Consider the following 15,060-nt stretch of genomic DNA (forward strand, 5'->3'; position numbering starts at 1 on the left):
AGTTGGCAGATAAACGTGATTATTACGAGGTGCTGGGAGTCGGCAAGGACGCTTCCGGGGACGATATTAAGAAAGCATACCGGCAACTCGCGAGAAAATTCCATCCGGACGTGAACAAAGAAGCGGATGCGGAAACGAAATTCAAAGAAGTAAAGGAAGCTTACGACGTCTTGAGCGACGATGGTAAGCGTTCGACCTACGACCAGTTCGGGCATGTCGATCCGAATCAGGGAATGGGCGGAGCCGGCGGCTTCTCGGGCGATTTCGGCGGTGGATTTGGCGATATATTCGATATGTTCTTCGGTGGCGGAGGCAATCGCCGCGATCCGAATGCGCCGCAGCGGGGCAACGATCTGCAATATACGATGACGATCGAGTTCAAGGAAGCGGTATTCGGCAAGGAAACGGAGATTACGATTCCGCGCACCGAAAGCTGCGACACCTGTACAGGATCGGGCGCAAAGCCGGGCACGAAGCCGGAAACCTGTTCCGTCTGCCGAGGCAGCGGGCAGCAGGAAGTCGTGCAGAACACGCCGTTTGGCCGTATGGTCAACCGTCGCGCTTGTTCGAACTGCAGCGGCACGGGACGCGTCATCAAAGAAAAATGCGGCACTTGCCACGGCGCTGGCAAAGTGAAAAAGCAGCGCAAAATTAATGTTCGCATCCCGGCCGGCGTAGACGACGGCGCGCAAATCCGTTTGTCCGGCGAAGGCGAGGGCGGTCTCAGAGGAGGCCCGGCTGGCGATCTGTACATTGTTATTCGTGTGAAGTCGCACGAGTTTTTCGAGCGCGAGAACGACGATATCTATTGCGAAGTGCCTCTTACGTTCGTACAGGCGGCGCTGGGCGACGAGATCGAAATTCCTACGCTGACAGAGAAAGTGAAGCTGAAGATTCCTGCCGGGACGCAAACCGGAACGTACTTCCGCCTGAAGGGCAAAGGGGTACCGAAGCTGCGCGGCTACGGACAAGGCGATCAGCATGTAAAGGTGACGGTGGTAACGCCTACGAAACTGACCGACGAGCAGAAGGATTTGCTCCGCCAATTCGGCGGCGAATCCAGCGGCACGGTTCAGGAGACAGGCGGCGAGCATCACGAATCAATTTTTGAACGGATGAAGAAAGCGTTCCGCGGCGAATAGCCCGGAATGCTTTTTTTTTCGTTTTTTTGCATAGATCCGGCGGTCCGCAGCTATGCTATGGACTAGGCTTGCAGCCGAAATCTCGCATTGGAGTGGATCAGCAGTATGACGAAAGCAAACGATAATGCATTAAATGATTTGGAAAAGCAAAATTTCGGCGATTTGCCGATTGCGGAAAACGAAGATGTAGAATTTTCGGAGGAGTTGGCCGACGAGGATGACCGCGTAGCGAATGAGCGGGCGGCCCAAGCGGACAAGCGTGTAAAAGGCTCGGCCGAAAACGGGCAGTCATGAGTCCGATAGGCATTAAAGCGAGCTTCGGCGGACCGGAAGAAGCGCGAGAGGCGCAGCGTAAGCTGCAGTCGCTTCGCGCCTTCGATGTCGGCGGCCTGCCCGAAAGCGGCTTGCTGACAGTTACGGTGGATGAGCAGGTTGTTGACCGGGCGGTCCATCTCATCAGCCAGATCGGCGGAAACGCAGAAATGGTTGATTAAGAGGGACGGGCAGTAAAGAATCGCAAGCAGAGAAACGCAACGCAAGTTAAAGAACCGCAAAGTAAAGAAGAACCGTAAAGCAAAGAACAGCAAGCAAAGAACCACAAGCAAAGAACCACAAGCAAAGAACCGCATGCGACTGCCGCTTGCGGTTCTTTGCTTTGCTCGAGTGATGGATACGCTTGCCGCCCCATCGCTTGGTTCTGGACCGCTTGTTAGGGCTGTGCGGCGCTATACCACTAAAATGTCTCTTCGCGCCCAGGAAGTATACAGCATCAGCGTTGCTTTTATGCAGGTATCCAACTTTTATGAGAGTTGCCGTTGCCGGGTCTAGGATGCGTTGCCGCTAGGAGATGCTGTGCTCCACCGTGCGAAGCGCCTTAACGAGCTGCTCCCGCTGCTCCGCAAAGCGGACATGCTTGCGAATGAATGGAAACGCCTCTCCAGAGCTTCCGCTCCCTGCAGCGTTCAATCCGTTCGGCATATCGATCTCGATGCGGCCTGGGCCGCCCTTCATGACGATAATCCGTGAGCCAAGCAGCAGCGCCTCGTCAACGTCATGCGTGATGAATATGACTGTTTTGCCAGATTGAAGCCATAGCTTGCGAATTAAATATTGCAGCGACTCTCTCGTTATTGCATCGAGCGCACCGAACGGCTCATCCATCAGCAGAATACGCGGATCGGGAGCAAGCGCTCTGGCAATAGCCGTTCGCTGCTTCATGCCGCCCGACAATTGATGGGGCAGCAGCGCCGAGTAATCAGACATGGAAACCTGATTGAGCCAATAGAAGGCGACGTCCCGGCGCTCGGTGCGAGCCGTATTTTGCATTCGCAGGCCGAACTCGGCGTTCCGCTGCACGGACAGCCACGGAAATAGATTGGCATGCTGGAAGACGACGCCGATATCCGGGCCCGGTCCTTTCTGTTCGTTTCCGAACAGTCGTACATCTCCGCGAGTCGGCTTCTCGTATCCGGCGACAAGCCGGAGCAGCGACGTTTTGCCGCAGCCGGACGACCCGAGCAAGCAAACGAACTCACCCTGGCGAATGCTTAAGTCGATATGCCCGATCGTATCGATTCGGTTTGAACGGCGAGTGCTGTAGGAAAGGCCGATGCCTTGCAGCGAGATGGCTTCGGGGGCAGGCTCCGCAGCAGGCAGCGTTTCCGTAAGGCCGGTAATCGAAACGGCTTCCGTCATCGTCCCATCATCCTTTCGTTTGTTATTTTGTCAAAGCTCCGGTGTAGATGCCTTGCTGATAGACGGCGACGTCAGGTGCGGACGGAATCGTTTTTTGTTCGACGAGAAATTCGCCAGTATCCTTGAGGACTTGCGCAAAACCGCTATTTCCGCTGCCGTTGCCCAAATACTTGGCGTCAGCTTGCTCAGCCGAGGTAAGCCATACGAGCTCGTTCATTTGGGAGAGAGTATCCGCTTCCGGCTGGCTGAGCAGCGGGGCGAGCGCTTTGGCTGCATCTTCCGGCTTGGAACGGTAAAGCGCAATGGCTTCGTCGAGCAAGCCGACATATTCTTTCACAAACTGCGGATATTGCTTGGAAAAGGAAGTGTGCACGACGCCGACGTCGGCCGTAATGCTGCCGTTTTCGGACAATGTTTTCGCCGACACGATCACTTTACCATTGTCCGCAACCAGCTTGGCAAGAGAAGGTTGCCAGACGAAGGCGCCGTCGATATCTTTGCGCGTCCAGGCTGCTACGATGTCCGGCGGCTGCAAGTCGAGGATGGTGACCGACTTCGGATCGACGCCGTCCTGCTTTAACGCTGCCAGTAAGCTGAAGTGCGTCGTCGAGCCGAATGGCACGGCGATCTTTTTGCCAGCGAGATCTTTTACGCTTTCAATGCCAGCGTCGTTTCGAACGGCCAGCGATTCATTGTCTCCAATAATGTCATGCAGAAAATAGACATGATACGGCAGTTGGCTGGCAAGTCCTATCGCTACCGGTACTGATCCGGCAAGTCCGAGATCGATGCTGCCGGAGGCAATCGCCGTATTGACGTCGCGGCCGGAGTCGAACTGTACCCAGTTGAATTTTACGTCAGGGAATTTTTTCTCCGCAAGTCCGAGCGCCTTAACGAGCAGCTCTGCGTTAGGGATGACTTGAAAGCCGATTTTAACTTCCTTGGGCAATGCTTCCGCCGTATTGTTATCTGACGAAGGCTGCGTCGTATCCGCGGGGGCGGGTTTGTCTGTCGCCGCGGAAGGCGGATCGGTCGCAGCGGGTTTGCCGCCGCCGTTTCCTCCGCAAGCGGTCATAAGGATGGTAAAAGCTATTGATAAAATAAAAAGTGCCGACAGTGAACGGTTTTTGATCATTTTTTTCTCTCCAATCCGATAAATGAATAATGGTATCTTGCAAGCTGGTTATTCTTTGCCGCTCCAAGGAACGAGTCTGAGCTCTAGCCAGCGCAGGAGGGCGTCTATCGCGACGGCAATAACCCCCATAATGATAATGCCAGCGAAAATAATGTCGCTTCTTAAAAATTTGCTCGCGTCTAGCACCATCCAACCGATGCCGGATACGGCCGCTACCATTTCCGCCGCGACAAGCGTCGTATAGCCGAAGCCAACCGCCGTGCGGATGCCCGTAAACACTTCCGGCAGCGCGGATGGAAGCAGCACATGGAAGAACAGCTTGCGCCGATTGGCTCCGAGAGACTTCGCTCCGTTGATCCGGTCGGCGGAAACGCGCCTCACGCCTGCGACGACGGACAGGTAGAGCGGAGCGAAGGCAGCCAAGTAAAGCAAGGCGACTTTCGACGAATCGCCGATGCCGAGCCATAAGACAAGAATGGTGTAGTAGGCGAGCGGCGGAAGCGGGCGATAAAATTCAATAAACGGATCGAGCAGGGAACGAACGACGACGGACGAGCCGCTTAGCAGACCAAGCGGAACGGCGGTGACGAGCGCCAAGGCGAAGGCAACGCCCAACCGGTATAAGCTTGCTCCAATGTGATGGAGCAACGAGCCGTTTTTATAGCCCTCCTGCCAGATTTGGATGAAGGCTTCCCACACTTTGCCTGGCGCTGGAACGAACAGCGGATTGACCCATTGGCGGAAAGTGATGAGCCACCATATGAACAGTACGACGGCGACGGCGACCGTCGACAGCAGCGGCTGCAGCCATTTTTTATCAGTCATTTTCGACCTCCGGTGCTAGCGGCCCGATCCGGGCTTGAAGCTGTAGGCAATCGTCTCACCGCGCCCGACCACTGCATCTTTTTTAGAATCAATTGCTTCGCCGTTGGATGAAGCCTTAAAGAGCGGGAAGAGCAGCTCAGCCGTCCGATAAGCCTCCTCCAAGTGGGGATAGCCGGATAAAATGATCGTATCGATACCGAGCACCGCATATTCGCGCATCCGTTCCGCAATTTGCGAGGGATCGCCAACCAGCGCTGTGCCTGCTCCGCCGCGGACAAGGCCGATACCGGACCAAAGGTTCGGGCCGATAACCAGGTTGGAACGATCGCCATTATGGGTAGCCGTCATTCGCTGTTGGCCGTGGGAATCCATACGCGCGTAGACTTGCTGCGCTTTATCAATCGTCTCCTGATCAAGATGGCGGATCAGACGATCGGCTGCCTCCCACGCCTCGGCTTCCGTTTCCCGCACAATAATATGGAGTCGAATGCCAAATTTCACCGTTCGTCCAGCCGCTTCGGCTGATCGTCGAACCTGCTCCAGTTTCGATTTCACTTGCTCCAGCGGCTCTCCCCACGTCAAGTAGTAGTCAGCATGGCGAGATGCTACCTCAATCGCCGCCGGCGAAGATCCGCCGAAGAAAACCGGTGGATGCGGCCGCTGCACGGGCGGCAGCCAGTTGACCGCTTTGTTCACTTTGACGTAGCGGCCATCGAGCGTCACGGTTTCGCGGCTCAGCAGGCTGCGCCATACCGATACAAACTCGTCGGTCAGCTTATAGCGCTCGTCGTGGCCGAGGAATAGTCCGTCGGCTTCCAGCTCCTCGGGATCTCCGCCGGTGACGACATTTATGAGCAATCGGCCATCGGATTGACGGTCGAAGGCGGATGCCATTCGCGCAGCCAGAGTAGGCGACATCAAGCCTGGTCTGACGGCCACCAGAAATTTGAGCCGTTTCGTAACCGGAATGAGGGAGGAAGCGGTCACCCAAGGATCGTCGCATGATCGTCCGGTCGGCAGCAGTACCCCATCGAAGCCAAGATCGTCGGCCGCGACGGCCACTTGCTTGTAATAGGCGGGCGTCGCCGCTCGAGCGCCGTTGTCGGAGCCAAGGTATCTTCCATCGCCGTAGGTTGGGATAAACCAAAAAAATTGCATGCTGCTCATCCTTTTCTTTTAGCAAATTAATCTCATTGGATAAGTGGGGATAATGATCATAAAAAAAGCATAACAACACTTTGGTCAAGTAGTCGTTATGCGTCTCCGGCGGTCCGGTTGAGGAACGATGAATAATTATTCACTTTGTAACCATGATAGCAGCAATTCCGGCCGCCAGTCAATCGTTTTATTGGAAATTTATTTCAGAAGGAGCGATAACATGCGGTCTGGCGTTAACGCCGCAATTTCATGAATGCCCGGTATGTCATGGAGAATGAGGCCTTCCATCATCGAGACGTAGATAAGCGCAAGCTGGGTAGAATCACCGTCTTTGAAAACGCCGGCCTGCTGTCCTTCGGCAATGATCGAGGCCATCGGGCGCAAATTATCAATAAAGCGCGAGCTTACTGCCTGCGTTAGCTCTGCGGGTACCGCTTCGGACGTGCGGGCGTATTGCAGAAGGACGGTAATCGCCCAGCCGTTGCGGTAGACTAGCCAGTTAGACGTGTACCAATGCAGCTTTTCATAAGGCGTAGATTCAAGTGAAAGCGCCTCTTCGACGAATGTCCGGTACTCCTGTTGTCCGTTCTCGACGAGCGCTTGGAATATTTCTTCCTTGGAGCGAAAATAGTTGTAAATGCTGCCGACGCTCATTTTTGCGGCAGCGGCAATATCGGCAATTTTTGTCGCGGGCAGCCCGCGACGGGCGATGACGTGCATGGCCGCTTCCAGCAGCTGCTGTCTGCGTTCGGCGCGAAGTTCTTTGTCTTTTTCGAAATTTCTGGGCGACATAACGATCGCAGCCCCTCTCGGTGGGTAGAATAACAATCTTTTTCCAGCAAGCAGACCCTATTGTAGCATAACTTTCACAAGGAACGCTTACTTTGTGCATAAAAGCCGATTAGTGTACAATAGAAAGGATCGTTTTACATAATAATGCGAACTTATGCGGTTAACCGCTTATAAATCGGCTAATGGAGGATTCGAAAGCATGAAATGGCAGGAAATCACGATTTACACAACGGAGCAGGCAATTGAGATGATCTCCAACTTTTTGCATGAACGGGACGCGGACGGCGTTTCCATCGAGGAGTCGGGTACGCTCAATAAGCAGCGGGACACCTCGCTTGGACAGTGGTACGAACTTCCGTTGAACGATATTCCGGAGGGGCATGCGGTCATTAAAGGCTACTTCCTTGAAGGCACGGACATGGATGAGCTGGCTGAGGAATTGAAGCCCCGCATCAACGAGCTTCGCGAGTTCGGCATCGATCCCGGCGATTACGAGCTGTCCTGGAGGCTTGTCGACGAGGAAGACTGGGCGAATGCTTGGAAGCAGTATTTCAAGCCGATCAAAGTGTCGGACAGCTTGACGATTAAACCGACATGGGAAAACTATGAGCCGTCGCCGGAGGAGAAGATTATTCATCTCGATCCGGGCATGGCGTTCGGAACCGGTACGCATCCGACGACCGCGCTTTGCTTGCAAACACTGGAGTCGGTCATTCGTGGTGGGGAGAGCGTCATCGACGTCGGAACCGGCTCAGGTATTCTGGCTATCGGCGCAATGAAGCTGGGAGCCGATCGGGTGCTCGCGCTCGACCTCGATCCAGTCGCCGTCTCGAGTGCCGGGGAAAACGTGCAATTGAACGGCTTATCTGACAAAATCGAAGTAATCGAGAGCGATTTGCTCGGCGTGCTTGGAGGTAAAGTGGTCTATGTGGCGAACGAACGCGAGGCGCAGCGCACATCTGTGGAACTGCCGGTCGACCTTGTAGTCGCCAATATTTTAGCGGAAATTATTTTGCTGTTTATCGACGACGTCTATCAGGCGCTGAAGCCGGAAGGCATCTATATCGCTTCGGGCATTTATAAGAATAAAGAAACGGAAGTGGAAGAGGGACTTGTCCGCTCCGGATTTACGATTGTCGAAAAGCGCCGGGACGAAGATTGGATCGCGTTCGTGGCGAGAAAGCCGGGGTGACGTGACGCATGGATTGGGACCGTATTCTTGCTTATCCGCTTGAGGACTTGCCGTTTATCGCGCTTGTCCTGATTATCGCTTTCACGGTGCACGAGTTTGCACATGCGTACAGCGCTTATAAATTCGGCGACAGAACGGCATACGATATGGGCCGGGTGACGCTGAATCCCCGCGTCCATATCGACTGGCTTGGCGCGATTCTTATTCTGATTGCGGGCTTCGGCTGGGCCAAGCCGGTGCTTGTCAACCGCGGACGGTTCAAGAACCCTCGGCTGATGGGGGTCATCGTATCCGCGGTCGGTCCGCTCAGCAATCTGGTGCTGGGCGCGTTCTCCATCTTATGCGTTTATATTTTGAACGAAACGGGCGCGTTTGCGGCCGTTTCGCCCGGTGTTTACAGTGCACTCGTTCATTTTTTCTTTTATATGTTCTCGCTTAACTTTTTGTTGTTTGTGTTCAACTTGATCCCGCTGCCGCCGCTTGACGGATACCGGATCATTCAAGATTTAATGCCGCGCTCCGTCCAGTATAAGATGGATCAGAATGCGCAGTGGGGCGTCTTTATTTTTCTGCTGCTCGTCTTCGTTCCGCCGCTGCGGCGCGTGACTCTCGATCCGATTTTAGCGCTGCAGAGCGATATATTCTGGGGCTTCGTTCGTTTGTTTAACGCTGTTTTCCCGACCTATATGGACTGGAACAGCTTTATCATGGATTTTCTAGCTTAAAACATGCTATGATGAAGGATGGTTAGATTGACGTTATGCAGCGATATTTTGTAGCAGCGGAGCAGTTTGAAAGCTCGCGCGTGCGATTAACCGGAGAAGACGCCTTTCATGCGATCCGTGTCATGCGGATGAAAGAAGGCGACAAGTTTGTCGTCAGTGACGGCGAGTCCCGTCTGGCGCTCGCTTCTGTCACGGAAGCGGCGGCCGGCGAAGTTGTCGCGTCGATCGTGGAGGAGCTGCCAATGGACAGCGAGCCTGCATGGTCGGTGACGGTGGCGCAAAGCTTGCCGAAGGGCGACAAGATGGAATTGGTCATTCAGAAAGGAACCGAGATCGGCGCTTATTCGTTTGCGCCTTTTCAATCCGAACGGATGATCGTTCAATATGACGGAAAAAAAGAAGCGAAGAGGCTCGAACGATGGGGCAAAATCGCCAAGGAAGCGGCGGAGCAATCCCATCGCTGCCGCGTGCCGGTTATCGAACCGGTGCGCAGTTGGCGCGAGCTGATTGCATCCATAGCATTGTTCGATTTAACGTTGTTTTGTTATGAACGGGAAGGCGACAGCGCAGAAGGCATCGGCATTCGAGATGCCGTACAGGCTTGGAAAAGCCGCGAAGACGGACGCTTTGAGGCGGGCCGTGCGCCTAAGCTGCTGCTCGTCGTCGGTCCGGAGGGCGGCTTCACTGAGAAGGAAGCGAATGAGGCGGAGGCGGCAGGGGCGGTAATCGTCGGTCTGGGCAAGCGGATCTTGCGGACGGAAACCGCAGGTTTAGTCGGGCTGACTTGCCTGCTATACGAAGCCGGAGAAATGGGAGGAGCGTAAGCGATTATGCCATCGGTAGCATTTTACACCTTGGGCTGCAAAGTGAATTTTTACGATACGGAAGCCATATGGCAGCTGTTTAAAAATGCAGGCTACGAGCAGGTTGATTTTGAATCGACTGCCGACGTCTATTTGATTAATACATGTACAGTTACGAATACGGGGGACAAGAAGAGCCGGCAAATTATTCGCCGCGCGGTGCGGCGCAATCCTGATGCCGTTATCGCTGTAACTGGCTGCTACGCGCAGACGTCGCCAGCTGAGATTATGGCGATTCCAGGCGTCGATCTCGTCATCGGCACGCAGGACCGCGAAAAGATCTTAAGCTTTGTCGACCAAATTCATGCGGACCGTCAGCCGGTCAACGCAGTGCGCAACATTATGAAAACGAGAGAATTCGAAGAGCTGGACGTACCGGATTTCTCGGAGCGAACCCGCGCCTTTTTGAAAATACAGGAAGGCTGCAACAACTTCTGCACATTCTGTATCATTCCTTGGTCTCGCGGACTTTCGCGCAGCCGTGATCCGCAAAGCGTCATCGAGCAAGCGAAGCAGCTCGTGGCTTCCGGCTACAAGGAAATCGTACTGACTGGCATTCATACCGGCGGTTACGGCGACGATATGGAAAACTACCGTTTGACTGATCTGCTCTGGGATTTGGATAAGATCGAAGGGCTGGAGCGGATTCGGATCAGTTCGATCGAAGCGAGCCAAATCGACGATGCAATGATCGACGTATTGAACCGTTCGTCGAAAATGTGCCGCCATCTGCATATTCCGCTACAAGCCGGCAACAATGCTGTCCTGAAACGGATGCGGCGGAAATATACGACTGAGGAATTCGCGGGTAAGCTGAAGCGGATTCGCGAAGTGATGCCGGGCGTTGCAATCACGACCGACGTTATCGTTGGTTTCCCGGGCGAGACGGACGAAATGTTCGAAGAAGGCTACCGCTTCATGGAAGAAGTCGGCTTCTCCGAAATGCACGTCTTCCCTTATTCCCGTCGGACGGGTACTCCGGCTGCGAGAATGGATGATCAGATTGACGAAGAAATTAAGAACGAGCGCGTTCACCGTCTGATCGATCTGTCGGAGAAAATGCAGCTTGCCTATGCTGAGAAGCGTGTTGGCGACGTCGTCGACGTCATTCCGGAGCGCGATTATAAAGGTGCGCCGGGAACGGGCCTTGTTATGGGCTATTCCGACAACTACTTGCAAATCGTCTTTAACGGCGGTGAAGAGCTGATCGGGAAGCTGTGCCGTGTGAAAGTTACGGAGCCGGGCGTCAACGAAAACCGCGGCGTGCTGCTGCGTGTACTTGACGATTACAATGCTGTTGTGCCGGAGCCGCATTCGTACAGTTTTGAGAAAGATAACGATGGCGATTCTCCGTTCAAGCATCCGTTCGCTCACGCTGCGGGTGGGGAAACAGTGAAAGCTTAATCGAAAACAAATAAAGACGCGGCCGGAGAGAAGCTGCTACGCTGCTCCCGACGCGCTCCACAACGAGGGTTCCGTATGCCGTCCACAAATGGGCGTAAGCCGAATCCTCGTTGTTGCATGCAATGCGCAATCGATGTCAAGCAGGCAAGGGGGAACCGGGCATGAAGGAAATTTCGGCTGGAGGCGTCGTCTTCCGACATACGGAGGACGGAGCGCTGCAAATTCAGCTCATTCAGGACCGATACGGAAAAGTGTCGCTGCCGAAAGGCAAGATGGAAGCAGGGGAGACGGTTGAGCAAACCGCTCTCCGTGAAATCGCCGAAGAGACGGGGTTGATCGGAAAAATTATCGAGCCGATCGATCAAATTAAATATCAGTATCACGACGAGGCAAAAGGGACGGTAGACAAAGAAGTCCACTACTATCTGGTCGAAGCGATCGGCGGCACGCTCCAAGCTCAAGTTGAAGAAATTCGCGGGGTGGACTGGTTCGAGCCCGCTGATGCCTGGAGACGCCAGAAGCAATCCGGCTACGACAACAACAACCGCATTTTGGCGGGTGCGCTGCGCCTGCTCGGATTGCCGGCCGATTAATCGGCAAGTTGCATGCGTTTAAATACCGGCAGGTAGCAAAGTGGTAGCGCAAGCAGCGAGCTTGCAAGGTTGAAGATTGTTTGAGCATGGGCGATCTGGCTGGCGGGTGAATGCGCGAGCCAACCGGATAAGGCGGTCAATTGGCCGACAAAAGGCATAAACAGCAGCGCCCCTCCTGCGTTCAAAACGATATGAGACAGCGCGACAAGTTTCCCGCCTTTGGAACCGCCGATGGAAGCGAGCAGGGCGGTCACACAGGTTCCAACGTTGGCGCCGAGCACGATGGCGACGCATAGTTCAGGCGGCATTGCGTCGATGGAGGCGAAGCCCATCACAATGCCGATAACGGCGGAGCTGCTGTGTACGATCGCGGTCAGCACCGCTCCGGCAGCAAGCGCCCACCATAGGTTTTCAGCAGATTTGGCCAAAAACCAATCAAAGAGAGGGCTGCTTTGCACGGCAGGTCCAATGCTTTGCATAAGTGCCATTCCCGTTAGCAGCAGGCTGAAACCGCCTAAGGCGACGGAGCCGAAGCGCGTTTTCTCGACCCTTTTTCTTGCGCCTGTTCGAAGCGGGAGAAGCTGCAGTTCGTCTAGCAGCACGGTAACTAACCATAAGGCGGCCGATATGGCTAGCAGCGGGAACGCCAGCTCGTTCAGGCGAAGGCCGATCAGTTCGGTCGTCAGGCAAGTGCCAATATTGGTGCCAAGAATGATGCCGAGGGTACGCGGGAAGGTGAGCAGGCGGGCGTTGACGAGGCCGATGGCAATGACTGTTACAGCGGTGCTGCTTTGCAGAAAAGCGGTGGTGGCGGTGCCGACGATCAGGCCATGGCCGGGTGTAGTCGTCGAACGGTGCAGCACCCGGCCAAGCTGGGGGCCGGCGAGCCGGTGGAGCGCCAGTTCCATCAGCTTCATGCCGCCGAGAAAGATCGTAAATCCAATTGCCATTGGCAGCACTATGGAGTGTAACATATCGGAGGGTCACCCCTTTTTTAACATAATAGAAGAAATTGAATTGAATCTGGGTTTCTTTTTGGAATGAATTGAATGTTTTGTCGATGCGAACAAGTCGGCGGGTAAGCGGAAGATAAGGGCAAAGATAAGCGTCAAACCAAGCGCAAACGATGGCGCAAACGATGGCGCAAACCAAGCGCAAACCAAGTGCAAACCAAGCGCAAACCAAGGCAAGCTTAAAGATAAGACAAGCGCGAAGCTTGTCTATTCTTATGCGGGCGTACCTTTTGCCAGAACGTACTGGATTAAGAATGACAGCCGGAATGACAAGTATTTTTATAGTCCCGGTGGATACATAGAGAGGAAGATCAAAAGTTGAGCAAAGCAACGGTATGGCTGCAGCGCGGCCGCAAGAAGCGTTTGGAAAACGGACACCCGTGGGTGTACGCAAGCGAAATTGATCGGGTGGAAGGGGAAACGCAACCGGGCGGCATCGTCGACATCGTGACCCATAAGGGTCAATATTTGGCTACCGGATACTACAATCCGCAGTCTCAAATAATGGTGCGTACCGTTTCTTACAAGCCAATTGAGGAAATGGATGCGGCATTTTTCCATGAGCGGCTGGAGCAATGTGCGGCGCATCGTTCCCGTTTTGTAGCGGACAGCGATTGCAGGCTCGTTTATGGTGAAGCCGACTTTTTGCCGGGGTTGACGGTCGATCGCTTCGGGGACGTGCTCGTTGTGCAATTGCTGACGCTGGGGATGGATATTCGCAGGGACGTGCTTCTGGAAGCGTTGATCGACGTTTTTCAGCCTAAAGGCATTTATGAAAGAAGCGACGTCGGAGTTAGACAGCTCGAGGGGTTGGAGAAGCGTACCGGCGTTATGTATGGCGAATGTCCGCCGATTATCGAGATCGAAGAGAACGGGCTGAAGCTTGAAGTCGATATTGTGGAGGGACAGAAGACCGGCTATTTTTACGATCAGCGGGAAAACCGTGCATCCATCGAGCCATTAATGAAAGGCTGGGGTTCGCGCAGCGGCATCCGCTTGGAGCGTCGGGCAGCAGATGTTGAGTTGGCCGGTTCTGGTGCGCAACAGTCCAGCGAGACAGGAGAACTAGTCCCGGTTAATGCGAACGGCAAAGTAGTCACGTTCCCGTATTGGGACGGCGCGACTGTGCTCGAATGCTTTGCCCACACAGGCAGCTTTACGCTGCACGCGTGCAAATACGGCGCCAAAAAGGTTACTTGCCTCGACGTATCGGAGCATGCGATCGACACCGCGCGCCGCAATGTGGAGCGCAACGGATTCACCGACCGTGTTGAATTTGTCGTAGCCGACGCCTTCGATTACTTGCGCACGCAGGTAAAAGGAATTGAGGAGCGCGAACTGCGCAGCAAAGCGGGCACGGACACGTCGAAGAAGCTGGAAGGCAGCGGCCGGACGTGGGACGTCGTCATTCTCGATCCGCCGGCGTTTGCCAAGACAAAAAGCGCGGTAGCAGGGGCATGTCGCGGATACAAAGACATTAATCTGCACGGTATGAAGCTTGTAAACGAAGGCGGCTATTTGGTTACCGCCAGCTGCTCGTACCATATGCGCCCGGATCTGTTCCTGGAGACGATCCAAGAAGCGGCTGCGGATGCTGGAAAACTGCTGCGGCTCGTGGAATGGCGGGCGGCAGGCAAAGATCACCCTCAACTTCTCGGCGTCAACGAAGGCCACTATTTGAAGTTCGCCATATTCGAGGTACGCAGCAAGTTGCAACTTTAAGCGGGTGGACTACACGATACGGAACGATAAGAAAGGCTGTCCCAGCGAGGTCATAGAGACCCGCGCGGAACAGCCTTTTATTTTTTTGATAGGTCGGGCAGCGAGGCTGACTGAAAGGGGTGGCTTCGCATGCGCGCCTATTAGACGGTTTTCCGTCTTAGAGGGAGCGCCCCGGCTCCGATTCGCGTCTGTAAGGCTTGAAAACGCCTTACAGGGTAGAAAACAAGTCTGCCACCCGTTCTGTAAGGCTCGAAAGCGACTTATAGGGTAGAAAACGAGTCTGCCACCCGTTCTGTAAGGCTCGAAAGCGACTTACAGGGTAGAAAACGAGTCTGCCACCGTGCTGTAAGGCTCTAAAGAGCCTTACAGGGTAGAAAATGAGTCCGTCACCGTGCTGTAAGGCTCGAAAACGCCTTACAGATGAGAAAATGAGTCCGCCACCCGTGCTGTAAGGCTCTAAAGAGCCTTACAGGGTAGAAAATGAGTCCGTCACCCGTTCTGTAAGGCTCGAAAGAGCCTTACAGGGTAGAAAACGAGTCTGCCACCGTGCTGTAAGGCTCGAAAGCGCCTTACAGAGGAGAAACCGAGTCCGCCACCGTGCTGCAAGGCTCGAAAGCGCCTTACAGCGGAGAAATGCGTACAAGAGAGGCGCAACAGCCCTGAATTCACCTCTGTAAGCCGGTTTTCCGTCTTACAGGAGCCAATCTGGATGTAGACTAAAAAGTAGACACGCTGTAACAGCGACCTGATACAATAAAACTAACAAAAAAGGTCGAGGTGTGTCATGGGAGATATCCGCCA

15 protein-coding genes are annotated in these 15,060 nt (G+C 54.3%); 9 read left to right on the forward strand and 6 right to left on the reverse strand.

Going from position 1 to position 15,060, the window contains the following annotated elements; translation table 11 throughout:
- Nucleotides 1-2 precede the first annotated feature (2 nt).
- The 3 genes from dnaJ (at nucleotide 3) to ACFVTB_RS11400 (ending at nucleotide 1,636) form a co-directional block, all read left to right on the forward strand.
- Nucleotides 3-1,142 carry a molecular chaperone DnaJ gene (gene dnaJ, locus ACFVTB_RS11390; RefSeq protein ID WP_387748539.1) on the forward strand — a complete coding sequence of 380 codons (1,140 nt, stop codon included), beginning with the start codon at nucleotides 3-5 and terminating at the stop codon, nucleotides 1,140-1,142.
- A gap of 105 nt (nucleotides 1,143-1,247) precedes the next feature.
- Entirely contained in the window at nucleotides 1,248-1,436 is a 189-nt protein-coding gene (locus ACFVTB_RS11395; protein WP_387748541.1) for a YfhD family protein, read from the forward strand.
- Nucleotides 1,433-1,636 carry a hypothetical protein gene (locus tag ACFVTB_RS11400; protein ID WP_387748543.1) on the forward strand — a complete coding sequence of 68 codons (204 nt, stop codon included), beginning with the start codon at nucleotides 1,433-1,435 and terminating at the stop codon, nucleotides 1,634-1,636. Before ACFVTB_RS11395 ends, ACFVTB_RS11400 begins: the two co-directional genes overlap by 4 nt.
- Before the next feature lie 346 nt (nucleotides 1,637-1,982).
- On the opposite strand, the gene ACFVTB_RS11405 is transcribed toward ACFVTB_RS11400, so the two are convergent.
- From ACFVTB_RS11405 to ACFVTB_RS11425, 5 genes are all read right to left on the reverse strand, one after another.
- Nucleotides 1,983-2,837, reverse strand: coding sequence for an ABC transporter ATP-binding protein (locus ACFVTB_RS11405; protein ID WP_387748545.1), 855 nt, complete (start codon nucleotides 2,835-2,837; stop codon nucleotides 1,983-1,985).
- A 22-nt stretch (nucleotides 2,838-2,859) separates the two neighbouring features.
- Nucleotides 2,860-3,972 carry a taurine ABC transporter substrate-binding protein gene (locus ACFVTB_RS11410; RefSeq protein ID WP_387748547.1) on the reverse strand — a complete coding sequence of 371 codons (1,113 nt, stop codon included), beginning with the start codon at nucleotides 3,970-3,972 and terminating at the stop codon, nucleotides 2,860-2,862.
- 48 nt (nucleotides 3,973-4,020) lie between these two features.
- On the reverse strand, nucleotides 4,021-4,797 hold the full coding sequence (locus ACFVTB_RS11415) for an ABC transporter permease (RefSeq protein WP_387748549.1): 777 nt from the start codon (nucleotides 4,795-4,797) through the stop codon (nucleotides 4,021-4,023).
- A 15-nt stretch (nucleotides 4,798-4,812) separates the two neighbouring features.
- Entirely contained in the window at nucleotides 4,813-5,955 is a 1,143-nt protein-coding gene (gene ssuD, locus ACFVTB_RS11420; RefSeq protein ID WP_387748551.1) for an FMNH2-dependent alkanesulfonate monooxygenase, read from the reverse strand.
- A 198-nt stretch (nucleotides 5,956-6,153) separates the two neighbouring features.
- Nucleotides 6,154-6,747, reverse strand: a complete 594-nt coding sequence (locus tag ACFVTB_RS11425) for a TetR/AcrR family transcriptional regulator (RefSeq protein ID WP_387748553.1) — start codon at nucleotides 6,745-6,747, stop codon at nucleotides 6,154-6,156.
- A gap of 199 nt (nucleotides 6,748-6,946) precedes the next feature.
- Here ACFVTB_RS11425 and prmA point away from each other — a divergent pair, with 199 nt between their 5' ends.
- From prmA to ACFVTB_RS11450, 5 genes are all read left to right on the forward strand, one after another.
- A complete protein-coding gene (prmA, locus tag ACFVTB_RS11430; protein WP_387748555.1) occupies nucleotides 6,947-7,939 on the forward strand; it encodes a 50S ribosomal protein L11 methyltransferase in 993 nt (330 codons plus the stop codon).
- Nucleotides 7,940-7,947: 8 nt separating this feature from the next.
- A complete protein-coding gene (locus tag ACFVTB_RS11435; RefSeq protein ID WP_387748557.1) occupies nucleotides 7,948-8,664 on the forward strand; it encodes a site-2 protease family protein in 717 nt (238 codons plus the stop codon).
- A gap of 35 nt (nucleotides 8,665-8,699) precedes the next feature.
- Nucleotides 8,700-9,488: an RsmE family RNA methyltransferase gene (locus ACFVTB_RS11440; protein ID WP_387748559.1), complete on the forward strand. Its 789-nt coding sequence runs from the start codon at nucleotides 8,700-8,702 to the stop codon at nucleotides 9,486-9,488.
- Between the two features lie 6 nt (nucleotides 9,489-9,494).
- The gene (gene mtaB / locus ACFVTB_RS11445) at nucleotides 9,495-10,931 is read left to right on the forward strand and encodes a tRNA (N(6)-L-threonylcarbamoyladenosine(37)-C(2))-methylthiotransferase MtaB (RefSeq protein WP_387748561.1); all 1,437 of its coding nucleotides are present in this window, start codon (nucleotides 9,495-9,497) and stop codon (nucleotides 10,929-10,931) included.
- Between the two features lie 161 nt (nucleotides 10,932-11,092).
- Nucleotides 11,093-11,524, forward strand: a complete 432-nt coding sequence (locus tag ACFVTB_RS11450; protein ID WP_387748563.1) for an NUDIX hydrolase — start codon at nucleotides 11,093-11,095, stop codon at nucleotides 11,522-11,524.
- Here the strand turns inward: ACFVTB_RS11450 and ACFVTB_RS11455 are convergent.
- Nucleotides 11,521-12,498: a Na/Pi cotransporter family protein gene (locus ACFVTB_RS11455; RefSeq protein ID WP_387748565.1), complete on the reverse strand. Its 978-nt coding sequence runs from the start codon at nucleotides 12,496-12,498 to the stop codon at nucleotides 11,521-11,523. The genes ACFVTB_RS11450 and ACFVTB_RS11455 overlap by 4 nt on opposite strands.
- A 357-nt stretch (nucleotides 12,499-12,855) precedes the next feature.
- Here ACFVTB_RS11455 and ACFVTB_RS11460 point away from each other — a divergent pair, with 357 nt between their 5' ends.
- The gene (locus ACFVTB_RS11460) at nucleotides 12,856-14,259 is read left to right on the forward strand and encodes a class I SAM-dependent rRNA methyltransferase (protein ID WP_387748567.1); all 1,404 of its coding nucleotides are present in this window, start codon (nucleotides 12,856-12,858) and stop codon (nucleotides 14,257-14,259) included.
- Nucleotides 14,260-15,060 lie beyond the last annotated feature (801 nt).

The sequence above is a fragment of the Paenibacillus sp. NPDC058071 genome, from assembly GCF_042885235.1.
GTDB lineage: Bacteria > Bacillota > Bacilli > Paenibacillales > Paenibacillaceae > Pristimantibacillus.